Source organism: Microbacterium rhizosphaerae (assembly GCF_034120055.1).
Lineage (GTDB): Bacteria > Actinomycetota > Actinomycetes > Actinomycetales > Microbacteriaceae > Microbacterium > Microbacterium rhizosphaerae.
Map to the genome: position 1 here is coordinate 4,028,487 of NZ_CP139368.1, position 22,133 is coordinate 4,050,619.

Consider the following 22,133-nt stretch of genomic DNA (forward strand, 5'->3'; position numbering starts at 1 on the left):
ATAATACGGTAATCTCGTTGGGCTGCAACAAGTCCGTCGAACTCAACGATTCGCGCTCACGCGCGAAGCGTGACGCCGTTGCGGGCTTCGTAGTACCGGACGACCTCCGTGTGATCCGGTGATCCCTCGAGCCCTTCGCGAGCGTTCTCCGTGATCTCGCGCGCAAGGCCGGTGACGGGCATGTACACGCCGGCCTCCTCACTGATCCTCCGAGCGATTCCGAGATCCTTCAGCATCAGGTCCATTCCGAACCCGGATGCGAACGATCCCGAGAGCACGAACTCTGGGAACTTGACCTCTGTCGCCTGGCTGCGCCCGGTTGAGGAGTTGAGGACTTCGAGCATGATGGCGGGGTCGATACCGAGCTTCGCGGCGGCCGTGAGGACCTCACTTGCGGCGGCGATGTGGGTCGCCGACAACAGGTTGTTCAGCGCCTTGGCAGCACCACCCGCTCCCGGGCCTCCCACATGGACGATCCGAGCACCCATCGTCTCCAGGATCGGATGTGCCCGTAGATACGCGGAGTCGTCCGCGCCCACCATGATCGCGAGCTCACCGGACTCTGCGCGTCGTCGGCCACCCGACACTGGCGCATCCACGTAGGCAACGCCCCGACTCGCCGCCACGCGGGCGAGCGAACGCGTACTCGCGGGCTCGGAGGAGGTCATGTCGATGATGAGTCCGCCGGCCGGAATTCGGTTCAGCAATCGGGAAGCGCCCGTCAGAACGGATTCTGTGATGGTCGAGTTCGGAAGCATCAACACCACGGTGTCGATGGACGCAGGCACATCTCCGAGATCGGGCAGCTCGGGAACGCCGAGCTCCGCGGCCACTCGACGGCGTGCGTCGCCGTCGATGTCGTAGACAGTCACCTCGAAAGACGAGCTCAGCCTCTTCACCATCGGCTGGCCCATGGTTCCCAGACCCACGAAAAGCACACCCATACGACAGCCGTTCTCTCGGAAGCTCTTGTATTACCGTAATACTATACGCGCGTGTCTCTCGACGGCGATCTCGTTCATGGTCTATGGTACAGACTATAGACCTAATGAGATTCCATGTCGTAACCCGCGCACACTTGCGACTCCCGCGCTGCGAGCACGCCAGTTCACTACGACGTGTCCGCCGACGTTCGCGCAGGATGCGGCGGTCGCAGCGCTCCAGGACACCGCTCGTGATCGCGACCGCAGCGCCAAGAATTCGCCCGAGCGCCGCGTCACAGCGCTCGAACTGTTGGCCCAGCAGGATGTCCTGCATACCTCGAACGACGGGGGCGCCTTCTATCTGTACCTCACCTACCCGAAGCGACTCGGGTCGGCCGACGACCTCGCCCTACGACTGCTCGAACAGGAGCATGTGGCGCTCGTGCCCGGCACGGCGTTCGATCCGACCGGGAACGGGGACCGTTCCCTCCGCGTGTCCTATGCCAGTTCACTGGACGACGTGCGCGAGGGCCTCTCTCGATTGATCCGTTTGGCCGCCATGGTGGCGTGGCCAGTCCGAAACAGCCATCCCAGAGGAGGAGATCTCTTGTCCAACGAATACTCGCGCGCAGTCGCCGAGGCGATTTGGGCCTCAGACGTGAAGAGGGTCGGATACATTCCGTCGGTCACCGTCGCACCCGTCATCCACGAGCTCGTCGCGTTGGACGGGGGCAGCGACGGGGTCTCACCGCGTGTCACCCCGTTGTCCCGTGAGGAGGAGGCGGTCGGCGTCATGGGCGCCGTCTCACTCGGCGGGGACCTGGCAGCCGTCGTCATGCAGGACAACGGTTTCGGCAATGCGCTGACCGCCCTCACGACGTTCTCATTGTCGTACCATCTCCCGCTGCTCATCTTCGCGAACACCCGCGGCAGCCTGGGCGAGTACAACTCGATGATCCACTCCATCAGCGCACCGGTGCCCCGAGTGCTCGAGGCGACCAACCTGCCGTATGTCGAGCTGGACCGGCGCAGCGCCCCGGAGGATTGGCGCGCCGTCGTCGAGGAGGCCGCCGTACACGCGGTCATGACCTTCCGGCCCGTGATCGTCCTCGCGGCGTTCTGGAACACCGATGGAGAGGTCGCCTGACATGAAGCGCATCGAAGCGCTCGGCATTCTGGCCGAGCTCACCGACGAGCATCCCGTTGTGGTTACCTGCGCCGCAACGAGCCGCGAGCTGGCTTCCCTCAAAGACAGCGACAACCACTTCTACCTCCTCGACGCGATGGGTCTGGTCGGCTCAGTCGCGACCGGCATCGCCTTGGACCGGCCCGCCGCGGCGACAAAGGTCGTCGGAATCGAGGGCGACGGCTCGCTGCTGATGAATCCCAACGTGCTCCCTACGGGAGGGTTCGTGCGCCCGAACATGCTGCTGATCCTGCTCGACAACGAGGTGTACGGCTCCACTGCGGGTCTGCCCACCTACTCCTCCCGCGTGAACCTCGCCCGCCTCGCCGAGGCCTCGGGCTGGGAAGTCGGCACCGCTACCGACGAGGACGGGATCCGGGCGGAGTTCGCTCGCCTCGCGAAAATAGTCGGACCGACTTTCCTGCATGTGCCCATCGCGCCCGGCAATGCATCCGGGATCGCCAAGCTGCTCGTCGATCCGGTGATGATCACGGCCCGGTTCGGCGGATGGCTGCGGAAATCCAACGGGGCCCACGCATGACGCAGACAAGCGCACACGGTGTCGAAGTCATCAACTCCGCTACCGTCTTGAAAACGCCGATTCCGTCACAGGGTGCGCGATCGAGATCGAGCGCGTGCTCTCGCTGACGTGATCGAACGTCTTCCAGCCGGGTTCCCCGCACACGCCTCGCAGCCTGATCGTGTCGGTGGTTCATGACGCGTATCGGACGCTCGAGCGGGCGAGTGTACGCGACTTCGTTCCGGGCCTCATCGAACTCGAAGTACGCGCGCGCATCGAACGCCCGATGTGGAAGCGCGTCAAGCGAAGCGCCCACTCCAAGCCCCCGATGTTCGCGGCGTTGAGGTGTCTCCGGATAGCGGAGTCGACGACGGGACGCCGGGGGCTCTCATCCCGACCACCCTGCCAGACCGCTGACAGATAGGAGGCGAGCCGGTCAGCGCGGAAGCGGTCGCTTTCGCCAGGCGCCGTGGTCTCAACCGCAGGCGGGTCAGCGAGCAACTTCCGGTCGAGAGAGCCGGCTGACACCAGCAAGCCGTCTCCGGACATGCCGGGGAGAGTCACCCGTGGTCCGACTCGAGCCACCGACACCTGGAGCGACCACTCCAGCCAATTGCGGTTCGTTCAGTCGCCGCGGCGCGTGATCCTCTCCCGCACGAGGCGTTGCCAGCGTTCGGGTTCGGAGTTCCAGGTCATGGTGTGGTCGGCATCAAACGTCTCGAGCTGAACAAGATCCGGCCGGAGTTCGGCCAGCCGTCGAGAGATCCCGTACGGAGCTGACGTATCCGCACGGCCGTGCAGGATGAGCGTTGGAACGCGTAGCTCGGCAGCACGATCCAGCCAACTGAACTTTCTCAGCGGGACCGCCCCATCCAGCCCGACAAGTCGCCCCAGCGCACGGGTTGTCAACCACGGGCGGGCGAAGAATCCGAACCAGGATGGCAGCCCGGCGCGCGCACAGTTCGCGTTGATCGTGGCCTGCCAGTCCAGCACGGGCGACTCCAGAATGAGCAGGTCGACCACGTCACGAAACGCCGCCTCGGCCGACAGCTGAAGCGCGATCGCCGCGCCCATGGACCAGCCGAACAGTGCGATCCGTTGCGCTCCGCGGGCGATCGCGTAGCGGAGCGCGGCCCGAACGTCGTCGGTCTCTGTCTCGCCGAGTGTGGAGCGACGCGAGCCGACGTCGGGGCCTTCGCCGTCGTTTCTGTAGGTGACGACGAGGGAGGTCAGTCCGGCGTCGACAGCGACCTGCACGCCGCGAAGGGTGCCCGCGCGCGGGCTGCCGAGTCCGTGGATGTGGACCGCCCAATATTGGCGCTCGACGCCGGGCGGTTCGATCAGCCATGCGGGCGCGGGTCCTGCAGGGGTCTCAATCTCGATGTCGCACGCGGCGAGGCCGGCATCTTCAGGATCCCGGTAATAGATGCCACTCCACGAGGCACAGGCTCCGGGCCGCACACCAACCGGAATGTCACCAGCCACAGCACGCGTCACCGTCGACTCCGATGCGTCTACGACCTCGTCGAGATGCACCCATCCTGCGTATTCGAGCCAGAGACTGTACCGCCCAGGCGCCGTGGTGCGTGACGTCCGGTCAAGCACGATCGCATCCCGGCCCTCATCAGGAACGACATCGCGGATCACGAGGTCGAACTCACGAGCGCCTCGCGGTTGCGTCAGTCGTCGTGCGATCACCCATCCGGTGACGCCGACAGCGACGGTGACCACGGCCGCGCACAAGGCGGCAACCCGCGCGACTCTCAATGCGCTGCCTTCGTCCGACCCAAACGCGGCTCAGAGTCGGTTGCCGCAGGCGCATCTCGCCCGGTGAGGTGCGCCTCGGCGCTCTCGACGAGCTGACGTTCCGCAACAGTCAGGGTGAACGACACGCGCGGATCAAAGAGTGCGTCTCGGATCTCCACGATCTGCCGGTGAAGCTTCGCCTCCGCGTCTTCAGTGGTGAAGGATCCGAGGGCCCGCGAACTCACACCTGGTCGGACTGAGCTGGCACGTTCCCAGGCGGGAGTGATGCGCGCAACGAGGTCTTGCGTCTTCTCGGCGCGACCTCGTGCGCGCACCCACCGGATCGCCGGAAGGCTCGCCAGGCCCAAGCAGAGGAGGATGAACGTCACGAGGAAAAGGGGACTGTAGAGCACGCCGAGGCCGAGCATCAGGTTGTCGTTTCCAACCACGTGCGCGACATCCATGGCGATAATCACGATGGACAGTACGAGACCGCACATGCTGCCCAGAAGCAGAGCGACCGCAGGGAGTCGTTCCACGCCCCTGCTCTGGCCGATCCTCCACGCTGCGGCGATAGCCATGACGGTGACGATGACACCGTTGTACGCGTACTCGATCACCGAATACGCTGCCGCGGCGGGCTGGGCTCCGAGATCCAGCATGAAGGTAGTCGTCGTCGCACCTCGCCGAATGAACGCGAAGGCCAGCGAGACACCAACCACCGCGGCCGACAGCAGGAGGGGCCCGAGGGCGATGCGTACGAAGTGCGACTTGTATTCCGTGGCCTTCGCCACCCCGCGCCCGAGGAAGAAGATTCCTACCATGAGGGCCAGATCCGCGAGCAGGGTGACGACGTTCCTGCCGCCCGCAAGGCGATCGACCCACCGATAGGCAGCATCGATGTTCAAGGTCATCGCCACCGCGATTGTCACAGCAGAGTAAGTGATGCTCCGTTCCGCGCGACCTCGGCGGAGGATGAGAAGGCTCGCGACGAGCATCCACATCAAGGCGGCGACGAGGATCTGGATCACCCGAAGATCTCCACGAACCTCGATTCACGCAAGACCGACCCGCGGATGCCGCTGGCAAGATGATCCGCGAGCACCTCGGCCGCAATCTCATCCTCCGAGTCCAGATCGTGACGCGCGAGGATACGGCGACGCGTCTCAGCGGGTATATCCGGCAACAATCCGTCTGGCACCGGCTGAGGGTCCTCGCCGTGGTTCAGGATCAGGTGCGCGAGCTCATGAAGCACGAACTGCTGCTGATGAAGGACGGACTCGCTACGCGCGTGCACGACCACGTCCTCGTCATCGCCGACGAAGAGCACAGCGCACACTCCGCCTTTGTCGGTGAGTTCGGCCAACTCCACCATTCGAAGGGCCCGCTGTCGGTTTCGCTGAACAGCGGCAACAAGCTCATCAAAGCTGAATGCGGGCCCCAGGCCGAGGTCCGCTACTGCCGCCGTCGCAGTCGCGTGGATACTCACGTCATCACATCCCTTGGCACCGCCGTCATCGCGCAGCCCACCGCACGGTCGCTAGGTGCGCTTCAATCCCTCGTCGAGGAAACGACTGATGGCTTGAAGCGCTTCGGGTGAAACATCCCCGAGCGTGCGTGCGGCATACGACTTGACCTTTGCGGCTCGCATCGCCCGCACAAGATCGAGTTGTGCTCTCACCTTGGCCGGCATCGGGGTGTTGTCCTCCCCGATGAGGAATTCCGGTTCGACGCCGAAGAACTCGGCAAGTGCTTCGAAGAGGCGGCGATCCTGAACGTATCGATGGCCGTTCACCATGTATGTCCACCGCGAACGAGACAGGTTCACCCCGCGAGCACGGAGGAATTCCGCGATCTGCCCGTACGTCGGTTCGCTGCCCGTCTCGGTGATCGCGACGTCGAGAAGCAGACGAAGACGTTTTGCCAGGTCTTCGGCACTTGCCTTGCTGTCGTCTTCTGTCATTTCCACTGGTCCTCGTTCACCCTCGGGCAAGGGAACGCCACTTCGTCTCGGCATGCGCAAGCGCGCCGTTGAGCATGACCAATCTACGCGTTGGGCATGCTCAAATCAACCATTGCATGCTCACCGCGCAGGTGGGAGGCTGATGCCCTAGGCGCATTTTGAGCATGCTCAAATGCTTCGACACGAAGCACGCTCCGGCACGGAGGAGGCATCAGGTGAAGAACCCTCGCGTTTCCCCGCGCCAGGATCCGCCCTCCGGATCCTTCCCCCTTGTGGCATACGCGGAGCCGGACAGAGGCGCCCCCTCCTGGCCTTCGCACCCTCGGAAGCTGCCCTGCTACTACAGTTCGCCGATCGCGATGCCCAGCTGGAAGTACATCTCGCTCACCGCAGCACGGTTGACCGAGTACCTGATTCGTTGGCCACTAACGGCCTGTTCAGGGGGTGGGTCAGGGATGAGCATCCCCGACTTGACCAAAGCCTGCAGAGCCTTCGCGACAGTTGGCACCGCCAGCCCGGTTCCCGCGGCGATCTCGCCGCGGGTGGATGCGCCGTGATTCCTGATGTACCCGATGATGCCGGCGCGCACCATGCTGCCGAGAGCTTTGATGGGGTCCTCCACGTTGTCAGCGTCGAGGGGTCTCGCGTATCTGGGCACGTGCCCATTCTGGCGCAGCTCCCCGGCAAGAGCGAATAATTTAGGGGTTCCCTTGTGAAGCGTATCGTTATAGTATCCCCTTACGCAAGGCCGGTCAGCGGATCTGAGGAGAGAACGATGGGACTTCCGCACATGTACACGTCCCCCCGGGCTCTCCCCTGCGCGACCAGCGGCTTCAAGTTCGTGCCCGATGCGGTCCTCACCCATGAGCACCTGCAGGGGCGCAGTGACCGCCTCAGAACCTCACGTCGTGATGCGGTGAGCAGTCGCTCCCGAACTCCCGAGCAGGAGCCCCGGCGATGAGTGGTAACCGTCCGGGGCGAGGCCTCGTGTGGGCGCTCGTAGGGGCAGCTGTACTGATTGTCGCGCTCGCCGCCGTGATACTCCCGGCGCTTCTGGGTCGCCCGGAGGCACGACCGACCGCTTCACAAGGTGCGACACAAAACACTCCCGACGGCCCCACTTCGGCGGCGGCTGCTGTGGTTGACCCATCCGTGACGCGCTACGGCTGGGTCCCGGAACCTGTGACGAGGGACCGAGACGTATACGTGCGGGCGGCGCTGGCCGCCGCATCCACTTTCGATCCGTCGAAGTCGACCCGCGACAACTTCCTCGCGCACCTCGCCACGTGGTTCACGCCCGACACGCGACGTACAAATGCGGCAGATCGGGAACGCGCGACTCAGCTCTATCTGGGCGACCTCTCGCGCTCGGTCGTGCTGCCGCAAGATCAGTGGGACCAGATGAGGAGCGAACAGGCAGCGGTAACGGCGAAGGTCGACGGCCCCATCACCCACGTCGCCGTGTCGGATGACCCGGGCGGGATGTCGATCGGGACGGCAAACGTCATCCTCACATACCGCCACGGTGACGTGACGAACACTGAGCACGTACGCGTCAGTGTCCAGGTGCTCTGCGGGCCCGGCTCGGTCCCCGCCCCCGATTCTCCTCAGCAGGCGGGTGACTGCAAGGTGGTCCGGTTCTTCGACTCGGCGGTCGAGGAGTAGTCATGGGTGCCCCGGCCGTCGCGACGCTGGCAGTAGCCAGGTCGAAGACGGCCCGGAGGGTCATGACCGCCCTCATCCTCTTTGCGGTCTGCACCGCAGTCGGAATGGCCGCCCCCGTATTGATGGTGACTTTCATTGCCGCGTCGAGCAGCCCAGCGAAGGCCGATGTGCACAACGCAGCTGTGGCCACGCCGGTCGCCGCGGGCGGCTGGACCTATCCGCTGGTCGGCCCGTACTCGAAGGGGCGCGGCTTTGGCGCCGACCCGAACATCGCGAGGGTCTGCGCGTACTGCTCGACGTACCACGAGGGATACGACATGTCGCAAGGATGCGGCGCACCCGTTCATGCCGCCGCGCCTGGTCGAGTAGCGACCGCGGGCAGTTACTTCGGATATGGGAATGCCGTCGTGATCGACCACGGCGGAGGCATTGTCACCGTGTACGGCCACATGGCGTGGGGATCACTCCTCGTCGCAGTTGGGCAGATGGTGAACGCCGGAACACCACTGGGTGCCGAGGGAAATACCGGCCACTCATTGGGGTGTCACCTGCATTTCGAGGTCCGAGTCGGCGGGAAGGCCGTCGATCCTCAACCCTTCATGGCCGCGCGCGGCCTACCCCTCAAGTGAGCTGGCAATCAAGGAGGAGCAGCGATGTCGCTCATCATTCCGGCGGACGTCCAAGTGCCGCCCATCAACCCCAACTTCTCGGCGCCATGGATGTCGGGGCTCGAACTCTTGGCGTCCTATCTCTTGGGGACAGCCCTCGTCGTAGTGCTGATCATGCTGGTGATCGCCATCGCGGCGATCGCCGGCAGGACGCTCGGCCCCGAACGCATGCGGACGTGGGCCGGCGAGAACATCGTCGGCATCTTCATCGCCGCGGCCGCCCTCGGGTCGGCGTCAGGCCTCTTCCAGTGGTTCGTCGGGTTCAACTTCGGGTTCTGACGTGGGCTCCCTTCTGCGGGTCTCGATCGGCGTGGTGCTTGCACTCGGCGCCGTTATCGCGGCGGGCGCCCCCGCCTCCGCAGCGACTCCAGCGTCGGCGACGCTCACAGCTCGCCTCGGCAGCCAGGTCACGGGAGAGGCCTGGTCCTCGCCAGCGTTCCCCGTGTCCTGCGATCGTAAGGAGAACCTCATCTCATGCACGCCCAACGACCCGAACCAGGTGAAGCCGACCGCGTGCTTCTTGGACGTGATCGTCGACGGCCAGAACGCCACGGTATGCACCACCTTCGCCGGTCACCAGGATGCGATCAAGGCCGCAGGCGGCGTTCCCGCGACCGTCGACTTCGGCTGCTCCTTCGGCGACATCGTGTGCGGCACCTTCCAGAACTGGGGCATCGGCGCCGCGATGATCGCGACTGCATTGATGTATTCGGTCCTCAGCGTCGCGAAGTTCGACGTGGGGGGCAGTCTCTGGAATGCGGCCGCTGGACAGTGGTCCTTCTGGGCGTGGGCGACCCTGATCGTCGTCTTCGGCGCGATGATCTGGTCGATCACGGCAGCAGTGATTTCGGGTGATCGCAGCCAGCTCGTGAGCGCACTCGTACGCTCGTTCTTCGCGATTCCCGCTGTGCCGTTGACGTTCTGGCTTACCGGGCAACTCGTCCAGTCCATCGACGGACTTACACAGGACATCGTCGGTCAGGGGGCGGGCGCCGGCGGACTCTTCGGCACGCTCCAAGCCGCCATGTGGGCCGGAGGTCAGGCGGGCTACGTCTTCGGATTCGCCATCTTCGGACTCATCTTCGTCGGCATGCTCCTGCTTCTGGCGGTCTTCCTTTTCCGCAACGTCGCTCTCGCCGCGTTGATCATGGTCGGTCCGATCGCCTGGATGATGTTCCCTGCACGGGGCGTGGGCCCCCAGTGGGTCGTTCGCTACGTGTCCGCCGTCGTGGTTCTGTTGCTCACCGGCCCGTTGACCATCGCCTTCTTCTCGCTCGTGGTTCACGGGCTCGCGGCGGTGAAGACCATCTGGGACCCGGCCGCCTGGCCGTACATCGTCGGTCTCCTGGTAATCGCGTTCGCACCGTTCGCCGTGTTCGGCCTCTTCAGCTTCGTGGGAGCTGTCGCGGTCGACTCGATCGGCTCCCGGCTCGGTGGGCACGCAGCGGCAATGGGCTCCCGGGCGGCGCGGACCGCGGCATCCATTCCCACCCGTGTTGGTTCCATCCCTGCCGGTGTACCGAGCGCGCAGCGCCCACCCGCAGCGAAGTCATCACCGAGCGCAAGGGCAACCGCCGGGTCGTCCCGAGCCACTCCCCCAGCTCGTCGCTCGAGTTCATCCGCCCCGACGAGCACGCCGGCGAAGACCGCTCAAGCGAATGAGTCGATGGCCAAGCCACTTCCCGACCAGTCCCACCCAGCTCCCACACCGAGGAGAGCGCATCGATGAGCACAAACGATCAATCCGCCCGCCCCGTTCGCCTTCCGCGTCGATCTCGGCAAGGAGTGGTGCTCGGTCTCGACGGCTGGCAGGTGCTCTGTCTCATCGGCGCCGCGGCCACACTGCTGACCGCAGTCGTGCGACTGGGTCCAGTCGGACTGCTGGTGTCCGCTCCGATCTACCTCCCGCTGGGCCTCGGGGCCGTTGTGACGATCCACGGCTTGTCTGCGCCGCGACTGACCGGACTGTGGCTGTCCAAGCAGATTCGTGGAGCGGCGGGTGCGACGCGACACACCTACCGGCCTGAGCGGGTTCGCCTCGAAGGGACGATCAACCTTCCCGGAGTCCGTGCCTCTGTCCAGATCTGGGATGTTGACGGCCTCGCATCCGTCTACAGCCCGCACGAGCGCACCGTCTCGATCACGGCCGAGCTCGAGGTACAGGGCTTCCTCATGAAGGACGTTCCGGACCGGCTGGACCTGGCCGAGCAGTGGGCAAAGGTGCTCGCGTCGTTCACTCAGCGCAACGGGATCAAACGGATCACCCTCCAGGAGCGAACGACGCCGACGACGATCCGAGCGGCTCGAGAGCATTACGAAGCTACGGTCGGCCGTCTGCATATCGATCCGAACTCGCCTGCCGCGGTCAACTACCAGCGAGTGCTCGACGACTCCGAGCAGTTCGCCGTGGCGCACCGGAACTATCTCACCCTGACTCTCGATCTGGTCGCGCTCGGGCCGCAGCTGAAGGCGCTCGGAGGCGGCAAATCCGCCATCCAGACCCTCGCCGCGATCGAAGCGGGCAACGTATCGGATGCCTTACAGGCGGTGAAGATCACGGTCCGGCACTGGCTCAGTCCTCGAGACATCGCGGCACTCGCCCGAACCGCATTCGACCCCGAGTTCCTTCCCACGGTCCAGAACCGGGACGACGCCACAGCAGGAGTCGACCTGACTGCGATCGGTCCGATGTTCCTCGACGAGCCCAAGGGCCGCAACGGGGTCGTCCTGACGGACTCCGGCGTGCACACCACCCTGTGGATCCACGAATGGCCACGCTCGGATGCTGCTGTCGGTTTCGTCTCCCCCATCGTGTTCGCCCGCCACCCGGTCTCGGGAGAGGCCGTGACCCACATCCTCTCGATCGTCCTGGCGCCAGTACCCGTGTCGAAGGCCCTGAAGCGCATCCGTGACGAGAAGCGAGTGTGGCGTGGAAACGAACGCCTCCGCGCGAAGCGCGGTGCGGATGGTTCCGCCGCCGACGAGGCCGATTGGCTGGCACTCGAAAAGCAAGAGGAGGAGATCGTCGCCGGGCACGGCGAGTTCCAGTACGGCGGCTACCTCACGATCACGGCTCGCGACGAAGAAACGCTCGACGAGGCGGTCGCCGGTATGCGCAATTCCTTGTCTCGTGCCGGGATGGAGGCGCAGATCCTCTACTGTCAACAGGCTGAAGCGCTCCTCCTCAACGCGCTGCCGTTGGGCATGGGGCTGAAGTGATGGTTAGGCACGCGTTTTCCGTCACTCCGGCCGGTCAATCACCGGCGGAGCGCCGGGCCGTCCGTCGGGAGATCACGGCGGCGCAGCGGGCCGACACGACCGTCCGAACGAGGAAACACGAGCGCCGGCTTCCTGCTCCGGCGATGCCTGGCCCGTTTGGCCCCGGTGTGAGGGAACACGGGTATTGGAATCTCGCCCGACTCACAGTTCCGGCACACCAAGCGACGTCGCAACACCTGGCCGGCATCTACCCTTTCGTCGCAGACGTCGGACTCGGCCACCGCGGCCCTGTTGTCGGCGTCGATCTCAACGCCGATGCCCTCTGGCACTTCTCGCCTTGGGAGGCGTACGCCGACGCGACAGGTCGCGGCGCGTTCTCGACGAACATCCTCGTGCTGGGCGCGTACCGGGCGGGGAAGAGTGCCGTCATCAAGATGCTCACGACGCGGTCGCTCCCCTTCGGGCACCACGTCGTGCTCCCGTCCGATTCCAAGGGCGAATGGGTGAAGGTCGCGGAGGCCGTCGGTGGGTCGGTCATCCGACTGGGCGCCGGCGGTGCGGAACGACTCAATCCGCTGGACCGCGGTCCACGGCGCACGGCGTCGACTGATGACCAGCATGAGCAGATGGTGGCTCAGCGGCGCATCGGGACGCTGATCTCCCTGATCGAGCAGACCATGACGGGGGCCCGACTTTCAGCTGTGGAGCACGCCGCGGTGCATCTCGCACTCCGCCGCGCGATCACGGAGACGGACGACGCACCGACTCTGCGTGAGGTTCACCGCCAGCTCGGGCTCATTGCGAGCGGTGACACGGACGGAGATGCCGCCCTTGTCGCTGCATCCGCACAGCCGCGCTTCGTCCTACGTCGCTTCGTGGAGGGCGACTTGTCCGGCCTCTTCGAGGACGCGTCCACGGTTGCCTTCGACGAGGACGCCCCGATGGTGGTCATCGACACCAGTGAACTGTTTGCCCGCGGCGACCTCGTGGCCCAGCTCACGCAGGTCTGCTCGACGGCATGGATCCAGGCGGTCGTGTCGGATCGCGACGCGCACCGCACGCGTTACGTCGTGCGAGAAGAGGGGTGGCGGGACATGACGTCGCTCGCCGCGCTGCAGATGTATCAGCAGTGGCTCAAGCTCTCGCGCCACTACGGCATCAGCAACATCGTGATCCTGCACAAGATGGGCGATCTGGATGCCGTCGGCCAAGCGGGGTCTCAAGAGCGCAATCTCGCCTACTCCATCGCCGGCGACATCGAGAACAAGTTCATCTTCCATGTGAACCATCAGGAGCGTGCTCCCCTCATTGAGCGCTTGAACATCTCGCCTGCGCACGCTGAGATGGCTCGCCAGCTCGCGCGCGGCCAGTTCATCGCCTACGTCGGCCAGTACTCCTATCTCGTCGACGCGTTCTCGACATCCACCGAATGGGAACTCGAGCTCTTCCAGACCGACGACGCCGTTCTCCTGGCCAGCGAGGAGATGCCGGAGCTCGTCCACTTGCGAGAGCGCTTGGAAGAAGCCTGGCCTGACGACGTGGATACGAGCGTCGACGGGTGGCTTGCATACGAGAGGGGAATCGGATGAGTGCGACTCTGAGACCTGCGCTGCGTGTTTTCGTTCGCGGCGACACGGCCACGGTGGTAGACGAGAACGGAGCCACAACCTCGTTCAGCGGAGGCTCCGACCTGGACGTCCGACAGGCCGTAGTGGCCCACGCCGTCCGGCTCGCGCATCAGCGAGGCCGACCCGTGGCGGTCGAGACATCGGGCGATCGCGGATCTCACCGCCTGGAAGTCGGTGCCGACGGTCAGATCCGGGCGCTCAGCGGAGAGAGCGCAGATGCTGAAGCGGAGCTCACGGAGATGCCAGCGACGAGCGGCGACACCCGCGGGGGTGCGCATACCGTCAAGCTAGATGGCCCCGAGGCGGTCACAACCCGCGCATCGTTCATCGACGGCAGCGCAGAACGTGATCTGATCCTCTCGACCGGTCTCCACGGCTGGCTTCGAAAGCTAGGCCTGGTCCATTCGCCGACCGCCGCCGAGGTCGCCCGACACCGACGGGTGCAGATCGTCGCGGCGCAATGGGCGGGTCCGCGCACGATCGCGGTGGTGAATGGCAAAGGCGGTGTCGGCAAGACGCCGACGACCGCCATGCTGTCTGCGGTCTACGCACGCTTCGGCGGCGGGAGTGTGCTGGCCTTCGACAACAACGACACTCGTGGGACACTCGGGTGGCGCACGGAGCAGGGCCGGCACGAGTCAACGATCGCAGACCTGCTCGCAGCGGCGGACAGTCTTCAAGGTGCGCCGACGAGTGCAATGGCCGCTTACATCCACCACCAAACGGATGACCGCTACGACGTGCTCCGCTCGAACCCGAGGGTGCTCTCGGCCGACCAGCGGTTGACCACCCGCGAGTTCGACACGCTCGTGAGCACCGTAGGCCGTGGTTACCGACTGGTCGTATTCGACTCCGGGAACGACGAGTCAGCCGATAGGTGGCTCCGGATGATCGACTGGGCGAACCAACTGGTGGTTCCAACAGTCACCTCGCCGGAGTCCGCAGAATCTGCAGCCCTCCTCCTGGAGGCACTCGCCGCGCGCGACGAGCACTCGGCGCTGCTCGCACGTGACGCGGTCGTCGTCATCACGCAGGCTGAGCCCGCGGGAAAGGCTCGCGTTGCACAACTCGTCGAGACATTCAGCTCCCTCGCGCGCGCGGTCGCCGTCATCCCCTTCGATCCCGCGTTGAAGGACGGGCCCCTTCGATTCGGCGCTCTTCGGGCAGCGACGCGTGAAGCGTGGATAGAAGCCGCCGCGTACACCGCCGACCGGTTCTGAGGAGGAACAGATGAACACCGTACTCGCCCTGATCACCGGGTCCGCGCTGATGATGGCGTCGGTTGTCGGCACGACAGCTGCGCTATACCGGCGAGGACGCCGCGGGACAGGACGCCTCGCTCTTGCCCTGGCATCGATCTCTCTCGGCATCGCGGGCGCTTCCACTCTCCTTGCATTCCTCGGCCGCGTCATCTGGGCCGTCGGACTCGTGGTCGCGTGCGGGGCCCTTGCGTGCGCCGCCGCATTGGGGGTCCTTCGAAGTCGCGAGGTGGCGGCGGCCCGCCGCCGTGACGCCGCGCTAGGAGAACCGCCGCTCCGGCGCGAACCATCGATTGCGCTGACTGTCTCGGCCTCCGGGTTGTTCTCCCTCATTCTTTGCTCCGCCCTGATCGCGCCTTGGATGCTGCTGGCAGCGGCATCCGCCGGCATCTCGATCGATCGACTCATGAACGGTCTGCTCGCGAACCTCGCAGTCTCCACCCCGCTCGTATGGATCGCCAGCGCCGCGCTCGTGACGACTCGGTTGCGCCGCCGAGCGGAGGATGCGGATTCTCTCCGTCGCGGAGTAGAGACCCGCGTCGCGGATGCAGAGGTACACGGCTATCGCGAAGGATTCGCGACGGGCCGTGAAGACGGGTACCGTCATGCGGTCTTCGGGACGACGTGGGAGTAGGCGATGATCGCCGGAAGCCTCTTCTCCAAGGCCGTCGCGGCTGTCCTAGCGGTCGCCTTGGTGTTCGGCATGCTCAGCTCCTTTGTGGCGCAACTGGTCACGACGTGGGCCTGCGGCTCGCGACCTGCGGCGCGAAACATGTACTCGGGCCTCCTGGTCTTCGCCACCGGCGACCGATCCACATACGCAGTGGGCGGCGGCTGCATCTTGCCAGTCGTACCCATCCGAGTCGCGGACTTGATGCTTCTCATCGTGATCATCGGCGCTGCGATAGTCGCGTCCATCGCGTATTCGCGGTACCGCGAGTCGGATGCAGCCTTCCTCGCAGACATCCGATCCCGCCCTGGGTTCGCGACCCGCACAGAGATCGGCAAGCACCTTTCCGCTTCCGCCGTCCTACGACGAGCGAAGCATCTTCGTCCCGGCCAGAGCGGAATCAGACCCACGGACGTCGGTTGGCGGATCGGCCGAGCCCGAGGTCTCGACGTGTACGTCTCGATCGAAGACTCCGTCGCGCTCGAAGGACCTCCACGCGCCGGCAAGGGCTATCGCGTGCTCATCTCGGCGATTCTGGACTGGGCGGGCCCGCTCATCACCACGTCCACGACGAGCGACAACCTCACCGCCACAATGCACATGAGGATGCAGCGTGGCGAGGTTCACGTCTTCGACCCTCAAGGGCTGGCGGGGGTGCGACACACGTTGCGCATCTCTCCGATCGTCGGATGCGAGGATCCCCTCGTTGCCGTCCAGCGTGGGCAGGCTGTCGTCACGGGGACGGCGCTCGGGTCGTCTTCCACCAATCAGGAGTGGGCGGATGTCGCTGCGACCGTGCTGTCGAGGTTGCTCCATGCCGCCGCGCTCACGGGAGGTACCGTTGCGGACCTCTACAAGTGGGGCTCGACGCCGGCCCTCGCCCATGACGCGGTACGAATCCTTCGATCCGAATCGGCGGCGGCTCCGGGATGGGCCGATGGGCTCGAGGCGGTCCTCGTCGGCGACGTGAAGCTTCTCTCGTCTACGTGGTTCGGTGTGCAGGCCGCGGTCGCTCCTCTTGCGATTCCCCAGATCCGCGAAGCGCTCATGCCCGCACAGGGGCCTGGGTTCGACCCGGACGGGTTCCTGCGGGGCGAGAACACGCTCTACCTCATCGGATCCGGCGCGGGAGCGGGTGCAATGGGTGGCTTCCTCTCCGCCATCCTCGACGACGTCGTGGAAGTCGCGAGACGACGTGCGCTCGCCTCCGACGGAGCCCGGCTCCCGCATCCTCTCGGCTTGATCCTCGATGAGATCGCGAACATGTTCCGATGGTCGGCGCTCCCCCGCGTGATGGCCGAGGGTGGCGGCCGCGGGATCTGCACGTTCGTCGTCCTTCAAGCGCTCTCACAAGCCGAAACAGCATGGTCGCGCGCGGAGGCTGACACCATCTGGTCTGCCGCAACCGCGAAGGTGCTCCTGGGCGGCGCCTCGCACGTTCAGCACCTGCGCGACATCGAAACGTTGCTCGGTTCCCGTGACAGGCAGCGCAACGAGCGCTCCTGGTCCACTCGCCAGCCCGGCAGCTCCGTGTCAGAGCGTCACGATCGCCTGCCGGTCATGACAGTGGACGAGATCCGTCGGATGCCCCCAACGGCCGGGCTTCTCGCGTACCGAAACCGCAGAGGCGTGCTTCTCGATCTCGCGGGGTGGGACGAGCGCAGCGACGCCCGCCACATCAAAGCCGGCAAGACCAAGACCGAGGCCGAGCAACGCGATGTGTTCGCGAGGGCGTACACCGCCCGGACGGCCGCCCCACCGATGCCCGAATTTCAGCGAGAAGAGGATGCGTCGTGAGCAACCGTCGACGGCGTCCCTGGGGGAATCGCTACCGATCCGGCTACCTCCGCTCGCGAGTGTGGCTCACGCGTCGGAACCGGTGGTTCGCCGAGCAGCACGACCGTGCCATTCCCCTGACGTGCGCTGCGTGCGGACGCCCAGCGCGCCCGAGAGACCTCGAGCTGCATCACCTCGAGTATCGCGGCGTGATCGAAGGCAAGCACGGATGGATCTCATGCGAGCAACACGAAGACCTCGTGCCCCTCCATCCCCTGTGCCATGAGCTGCTTCACCGGCTCATTGATCGCGATCGAGTGCTGGGCGGGATGCGAGGGCGGCGCGACGCATCGCGAATCGCGCTTGTGCGCCTTCGACAGAAGCTCACACGCAGCGAGGCATCTCATGGATGAGCACCCCGAGGGCATCAGCGTCGAGGAGCTCGTCGCCTCCCTCCAGCTTGGTGACCTTCGGATACTCAATCGGGATGCGTCGTCCGCAGACCTTGGCGCGCAACCCGTGAACTGGCGCGAGCTGAAGGACGACGACGCACGCGCGACGTGGGATGCATTGAGGGACTGGGTCGAATGGGTGACGACCCGGTATGAGATTCCCGAAATCATCGTGCCGGTCTGCTGGTGGCGCCACGGCGCTCTTGTCGAGGAGCTCTCGGCACTCCACATCGCGTGGGAGGCGGCATTCGACTCCACCGATAGCGGGCTCGGACCGGTCCTCTGGCACGAGAAATTCGCAGCGGCTCGTGCCCGTCTCAAGTCGGCATATCCGGGCTCGTGCGTCAACGGGCACAGGGAGCGTCCTCCTCGTTCATGGCGTGATGTCACGAACGCGGAGGAGTGGGACGCGTGGGCCGACGGGGCCCGCGCTTGATAGCACCCTCGGGTGCACGAGATGAAGGGAAGGACACATGTCGACAAGAATCCCCCTCACCATCGAGGGGAATATCACCGCGGACCCGGAGTACGGGACCGCCGAGTCGGGTCTGGAGTACGCGAGATTCAGCGTCGCTGTCAATGACCGTCGCCTGAACGAGACGACCGGCACCTGGGAGGATGCGGGCACCGTGTTCCATCGGGTCACGGCATTCGGGCGTCAGTCCCGCAACGTCGCCGACTCGCTGCGAAAGGGGGACACAGTCCTCGTGAGCGGCGACTTGAAGTTCACCAACTACGTCGACAAGCAGACCGGCACTACCCGGGAGTCGCGGGAGATCCTCGCCGACACCGTCGCCGCCTCGCTGAAGTTCACCGGGGTCGAAGTGAACCGCTCCCCCCGAGTGAACGGCCCCGCAGCTGACGCCACGGGGCCGTATTCAGCGCCGGTGTACGAGACCGACGCGGACCTCCACACGCTGAACTGATCCAACCAGCGGAGTACCGCCAGGGTACGCGCGTCCCTCCGGATTCGCGACCCTGGCGGTACCGCTTGAGGAGCGGCCGGTTATTGAGGCTCGCTGTGTCGTGGGTTACGGGCGCGACTCCCGCGGGAGCCCGGTGCGCGGATCGAGTCCTGCAACCCACCGCGCCTTCTGCTCCTCTGGGGTGATCGCAGACCCGTACCCATCACGGATCGGCGTTGCCATGTCGGGTGTCTCGACGGCCGCCCTGCACTGAGCTTCGGCTTCGGCGTACGTGTCGTGCCAGCCGACGATCACGCGGTCTTTGCGCTCTGGCTGCCACCGCTGCACCTGGTACAGCATGTGTGTCTCACCTGTTTGCCGGTGCACGGCCGGCACGTATCGGATCAGGAATCGGGGCGTGTAGACCTCATTGATGACGAGCCAGGCGTTCGTCTCGACCTGGATGAAGATCGCCCTCGCCATGGCTCGCCGGTGCCCTTCCCCCGGCCGGCCTCCAGCATACGTGCGCTGACGACACGCCTGTAGCGGAGTGCGTGCGTGGGATGACCCGGACCCGCTGGCTATCAGCCGAGGTCGACACCGGTCGACGTAGTCGCATCAGGCACGCCAACGGCATCCTCGACTTGACGTACAACCCGCGGTCGGGCCGCACGGCCCAGCTCGGAGCGAGCCGAGGCCCGGGCGTCGTCGAGCGTGACCTCGATGGTGCCGCGCATCAACGTCTCGGCGATGTCGCGCTCGGCCTCGGCCGATGACCCTTTGGTGACGAGGGCCTCATTGTGAAAGCGCCCGCGGGTCATGCCGACGTAGAAGCCGGCAGCGTCGACGCCCGGGCCGACGATCGATATGTCGGTGGTCTCGCCCTGGATGCCGTGCACCGTCGATGCGTAGGCCAGCTGTATGTGTTCAGAGGCGTAGTCGCGCGACACGACCCTGTGATCGCCGGCATCATCGACGGACGCGAGCCAGACGTACGTGGCATCCATCGCTTCAATGGTCCACGTGGCGCGGTTCTCGACGCCTGAGAGTCGATCGTTGCGACGCGTCTGGACGAGATCGCCGATCAGGAGGCATTGCTCCCCCATGCCGGCCGCGGCGGCTTCCACATGAAGTTGCCCGAGAGCGATCCGCCGTTGCTGGATTTCCTCGCTGACAGCGGCGGCATCCGCGTTCGTGGCCGTGACGAGAGCGACCCGGTGGCCTGGACGAGCGTGCTCGAAGTATGCGACGACCATCGCCTGCCGCGCGGCGTCTTCGTCATCGACCCGACGGATGCATCCCCGTTCCCCGAGCTCATGCGCGACCGCCGCAGCCTCTTCGAGTGTCGCGGGAAGACGCATCCGAATCGTCAGAGCCCCGTAGTCGGGATCGCGGAAGCGGTGCACTGCCGACAGTTCAACAACGGCACCGGATCGTCGCGCCATGCACGCCATCGCCCCGGAGTGGCCGACCGGACGGGCCTGGAGGTCGTCCCCCACCATCGCGATGCCAGCCCCGGTCTCGAGGGCGATCTCTGCGAGAAGGTTCGCAGTGGCAAGGTCGACCATGCCGCTCTCATCCACGACGATCCGATCCCCGGGCGCGAGAGGGTAGCGCTGAGGCCCTGCATACGCGGCGCCGGTCGATGCGTCCACGTCGCCCAGGCGAAGCCGCGTCCAGATCTGGGCACCCGAGTCATCGTCGGCGAATCGCCAACCGTGGTCCACGAGCAGCGCGTGCAAGCTGGAAGCCGCGGCACCGATTTCGCGGCCCGCGACGCTTGCGGCCTTCTTGGTCGGTGCGACGACGATCATCCGACGGCCCTGACGAGCCAGGGCGGCTTGGGCAACCCTAAGGATGGTGGTCTTCCCGCTGCCGGCGGGGCCGCTAACAGTCACCAGACGACACGTGCCGCCGATGGCGCCCGCCGCGTCGGACTGGGCCGGGTCGATGGAAGTATTAGGCTCCAGCACGGTCGCCGAAAGCTGGGTTACCGCGACGCGCGGGATGTCCGTGCCCGGCCGATTGAGTACGTCGAATTTGGCAACGAGGTCAAGCTTCAAAGCGGCCGTCGCCGCTGACATCAAATGCTTGACGTGCGATGGAACATCGATCTGATCGTGGAGGAGGTCGACCGAGTCTCGGAGCGCGCGCTCCACAATGTCTTCGATCACCTCCTGAAGCACCGGCCGGTCAGCCTGGACCGAGCATGACGCGACGGCTCTCATGGCGCCGGCCTGAATGTCGTATCTGCTGAAGCGCCCACCGGAGTGCGCCGCGCGTCGATCGGCATCCGCGATTGCGCGAACAGCGAGCAGATCCCGATCAAGGGCAGCGATGGGCTGAACGGAGGGCTCGATTGGGTCACCGGCGTCCCACAGGCCCGGATCCAAGGCCGTGAGCTCGTCGCGGATCATCGCCTCCCATGTCGACTCGTCGAGGTCGTTGGGCTTGTTCGGTCTGCCAGATGCCCACGCCCATCGATCGATCTGCGCCAGCACCTCGGCGCTGGGCTCTTGCTGCGGGTGCAGCGACCGCCACTCGGCGAGATGACGCATCCGATTCGCCTCGATCTGGTTGGCGCGCCGCGAGAGGGGACGCACCAGGTGCGCCAGCTGCGCAATCTCACCGTCTTCGTTGAGCGTGTACCCGCGTCTGGCGAGAGCGTCCACCCATTCGGTGTCGGTGCGGGCGGCGAGCTCTCCCTCAGCGTTGATGACGGTGTGCAGCTTCATCGCGACCCGCGAGTCCACGTTCGACCATTGGCCATCCTCGCCTTGAACTTTCACGTTCAGCCACAGGTGGCGATGGATGTGAGGGTCCAACGCGCGCGACCGCCGGTGCTGCAACTCGACTACTTCGATGCGCTGCAGCGATTCGCGAATGCGGCCGCCCGCGCCTCGTCGCGCGTTCAGCTCCTTCTGCCAGGTCAGGATGATCCGGTCCCGCAACCGGTCCTGCAGGGCCTCAAACTGAGAAGCAAGTTCGACATCGATGAGGGCTGCGATGCTGAACGACTTCGGCGCATTGATCGTTCCATCGAGCACAAGGTCTGCGGTCGGCGAGTCTAGATGCCGGCCGCGATGCTCACCTGTCTCCGGATCGTCACCGTTCAGCCATCGCGCCAGATGCGCCGAGTCGAGGAGATCTGCGGTGATCGCCCCGCCACTCACCGTGTACCGAGTGGCATCATCCGACCCGCTGTAGTTCTCAAGCTTCTGCACTCCGTGCGCGCCACGCAGGTGCGCGTCGCAAGTTCCGTCGAATGCATACGCCAGGGCCTGCCGCACGCCGTGCGACTCCACCCCACGCTTCCAGCGCTCCAGGCCCCCACGCATGGTTTGACTGTACGCGCGGTGTGCGTAATCTCGTCACGATTACGCGAGTGTCACTCAAAGTGCCTGCGTGCATTGCTCGTTCATTGCTCGTTCGCCTCCTGTCGACTCCGCTGATTGCGCTCTTAGTTCTGACGCACGGCGGGGTGGATAGCAGCCTCGATCATTTGGATGGCATTCGGATCGCGGACGCGAGCTGTGGCGGGTCAGGTGCGTTT

22 protein-coding genes and 1 pseudogene are annotated in these 22,133 nt (G+C 65.4%); 15 read left to right on the forward strand and 8 right to left on the reverse strand.

The features are described from left to right. Positions 1 to 56 precede the first annotated feature (56 nt). Positions 57 to 944, reverse strand: coding sequence for an NAD(P)-dependent oxidoreductase (locus SM116_RS18285; protein WP_320942395.1), 888 nt, complete (start codon positions 942 to 944; stop codon positions 57 to 59). Positions 945 to 1,020: 76 nt separating this feature from the next. Here SM116_RS18285 and SM116_RS18290 point away from each other — a divergent pair, with 76 nt between their 5' ends. The 3 genes and pseudogenes from SM116_RS18290 to SM116_RS18450 all read left to right on the forward strand — a co-directional run. Next, positions 1,021 to 2,070, forward strand: coding sequence for an aminotransferase class I/II-fold pyridoxal phosphate-dependent enzyme (locus tag SM116_RS18290; protein WP_320942396.1), 1,050 nt, complete (start codon positions 1,021 to 1,023; stop codon positions 2,068 to 2,070). A 1-nt stretch (position 2,071) separates the two neighbouring features. Next, a complete protein-coding gene (locus tag SM116_RS18295; protein ID WP_320942397.1) occupies positions 2,072 to 2,650 on the forward strand; it encodes a thiamine pyrophosphate-dependent enzyme in 579 nt (192 codons plus the stop codon). A gap of 148 nt (positions 2,651 to 2,798) precedes the next feature. Continuing rightward, positions 2,799 to 3,053, forward strand: a pseudogene (locus SM116_RS18450) (three-helix bundle dimerization domain-containing protein); the annotation flags it as partial. Between the two features lie 200 nt (positions 3,054 to 3,253). On the opposite strand, the gene SM116_RS18300 reads toward SM116_RS18450, so the two are convergent. Both SM116_RS18300 and SM116_RS18305 read right to left on the reverse strand, forming a co-directional pair. Continuing rightward, on the reverse strand, positions 3,254 to 4,360 hold the full coding sequence (locus tag SM116_RS18300; protein ID WP_320942398.1) for an alpha/beta hydrolase family protein: 1,107 nt from the start codon (positions 4,358 to 4,360) through the stop codon (positions 3,254 to 3,256). Between the two features lie 32 nt (positions 4,361 to 4,392). Beyond that, positions 4,393 to 5,406, reverse strand: a complete 1,014-nt coding sequence (locus SM116_RS18305) for a hypothetical protein (protein WP_320942399.1) — start codon at positions 5,404 to 5,406, stop codon at positions 4,393 to 4,395. 59 nt (positions 5,407 to 5,465) lie between these two features. Here SM116_RS18305 and SM116_RS18310 point away from each other — a divergent pair, with 59 nt between their 5' ends. Further along, complete coding sequence (locus tag SM116_RS18310; RefSeq protein WP_320942400.1) at positions 5,466 to 5,975, forward strand: hypothetical protein; 510 nt, start codon at positions 5,466 to 5,468, stop codon at positions 5,973 to 5,975. On the opposite strand, the gene SM116_RS18315 is transcribed toward SM116_RS18310, so the two are convergent. Further along, positions 5,916 to 6,338 (reverse strand): hypothetical protein, encoded by a 423-nt coding sequence (locus SM116_RS18315; RefSeq protein WP_320942401.1) that lies wholly within the window; start codon positions 6,336 to 6,338, stop codon positions 5,916 to 5,918. The genes SM116_RS18310 and SM116_RS18315 overlap by 60 nt on opposite strands. A gap of 340 nt (positions 6,339 to 6,678) precedes the next feature. Further along, positions 6,679 to 6,960, reverse strand: a complete 282-nt coding sequence (locus SM116_RS18320; RefSeq protein WP_320942402.1) for an ArsR/SmtB family transcription factor — start codon at positions 6,958 to 6,960, stop codon at positions 6,679 to 6,681. A gap of 584 nt (positions 6,961 to 7,544) precedes the next feature. Here SM116_RS18320 and SM116_RS18325 point away from each other — a divergent pair. From SM116_RS18325 to SM116_RS18360, 8 genes are all read left to right on the forward strand, one after another. Beyond that, on the forward strand, positions 7,545 to 8,003 hold the full coding sequence (locus SM116_RS18325; RefSeq protein ID WP_320942403.1) for a hypothetical protein: 459 nt from the start codon (positions 7,545 to 7,547) through the stop codon (positions 8,001 to 8,003). Between the two features lie 62 nt (positions 8,004 to 8,065). Then, positions 8,066 to 8,632, forward strand: coding sequence for a M23 family metallopeptidase (locus SM116_RS18330; RefSeq protein WP_320942404.1), 567 nt, complete (start codon positions 8,066 to 8,068; stop codon positions 8,630 to 8,632). A gap of 24 nt (positions 8,633 to 8,656) precedes the next feature. Then, positions 8,657 to 8,950 (forward strand): hypothetical protein, encoded by a 294-nt coding sequence (locus SM116_RS18335; RefSeq protein WP_320942405.1) that lies wholly within the window; start codon positions 8,657 to 8,659, stop codon positions 8,948 to 8,950. A 1-nt stretch (position 8,951) separates the two neighbouring features. Further along, positions 8,952 to 10,400, forward strand: coding sequence for a hypothetical protein (locus SM116_RS18340; protein WP_320942406.1), 1,449 nt, complete (start codon positions 8,952 to 8,954; stop codon positions 10,398 to 10,400). Beyond that, on the forward strand, positions 10,397 to 11,890 hold the full coding sequence (locus SM116_RS18345) for an SCO6880 family protein (protein WP_320942407.1): 1,494 nt from the start codon (positions 10,397 to 10,399) through the stop codon (positions 11,888 to 11,890). Before SM116_RS18340 ends, SM116_RS18345 begins: the two co-directional genes overlap by 4 nt. Further along, positions 11,887 to 13,479: a hypothetical protein gene (locus tag SM116_RS18350; protein WP_320942408.1), complete on the forward strand. Its 1,593-nt coding sequence runs from the start codon at positions 11,887 to 11,889 to the stop codon at positions 13,477 to 13,479. The genes SM116_RS18345 and SM116_RS18350 overlap by 4 nt, the downstream gene beginning before the upstream one ends. Next, positions 13,476 to 14,738, forward strand: a complete 1,263-nt coding sequence (locus SM116_RS18355; protein ID WP_320942409.1) for an AAA family ATPase — start codon at positions 13,476 to 13,478, stop codon at positions 14,736 to 14,738. Before SM116_RS18350 ends, SM116_RS18355 begins: the two co-directional genes overlap by 4 nt. A 10-nt stretch (positions 14,739 to 14,748) precedes the next feature. Further along, on the forward strand, positions 14,749 to 15,411 hold the full coding sequence (locus tag SM116_RS18360) for a hypothetical protein (protein WP_320942410.1): 663 nt from the start codon (positions 14,749 to 14,751) through the stop codon (positions 15,409 to 15,411). Here SM116_RS18360 and SM116_RS18365 read toward each other — a convergent pair. Continuing rightward, positions 15,381 to 15,743, reverse strand: coding sequence for a hypothetical protein (locus SM116_RS18365; RefSeq protein ID WP_320942411.1), 363 nt, complete (start codon positions 15,741 to 15,743; stop codon positions 15,381 to 15,383). The two genes, SM116_RS18360 and SM116_RS18365, sit on opposite strands and share 31 nt — an antisense overlap. A gap of 154 nt (positions 15,744 to 15,897) precedes the next feature. On the opposite strand from SM116_RS18365, the gene SM116_RS18370 reads away from it, so the two are divergent. The 3 genes from SM116_RS18370 to SM116_RS18380 all read left to right on the forward strand — a co-directional run bounded on the left by SM116_RS18370 (position 15,898) and on the right by SM116_RS18380 (position 18,601). Further along, positions 15,898 to 17,244 (forward strand): type IV secretory system conjugative DNA transfer family protein, encoded by a 1,347-nt coding sequence (locus tag SM116_RS18370; protein ID WP_320942412.1) that lies wholly within the window; start codon positions 15,898 to 15,900, stop codon positions 17,242 to 17,244. Between the two features lie 384 nt (positions 17,245 to 17,628). After that, the gene (locus SM116_RS18375; RefSeq protein WP_320942413.1) at positions 17,629 to 18,111 is read left to right on the forward strand and encodes a hypothetical protein; all 483 of its coding nucleotides are present in this window, start codon (positions 17,629 to 17,631) and stop codon (positions 18,109 to 18,111) included. Between the two features lie 37 nt (positions 18,112 to 18,148). Further along, positions 18,149 to 18,601 (forward strand): single-stranded DNA-binding protein, encoded by a 453-nt coding sequence (locus tag SM116_RS18380; RefSeq protein ID WP_320942414.1) that lies wholly within the window; start codon positions 18,149 to 18,151, stop codon positions 18,599 to 18,601. Positions 18,602 to 18,706: 105 nt separating this feature from the next. Here SM116_RS18380 and SM116_RS18385 read toward each other — a convergent pair whose 3' ends face one another. Next, a complete protein-coding gene (locus SM116_RS18385) occupies positions 18,707 to 19,063 on the reverse strand; it encodes a hypothetical protein (RefSeq protein ID WP_320942415.1) in 357 nt (118 codons plus the stop codon). A gap of 101 nt (positions 19,064 to 19,164) precedes the next feature. Beyond that, a complete protein-coding gene (locus SM116_RS18390) occupies positions 19,165 to 21,918 on the reverse strand; it encodes an AAA family ATPase (protein ID WP_320942416.1) in 2,754 nt (917 codons plus the stop codon). Positions 21,919 to 22,133 lie beyond the last annotated feature (215 nt).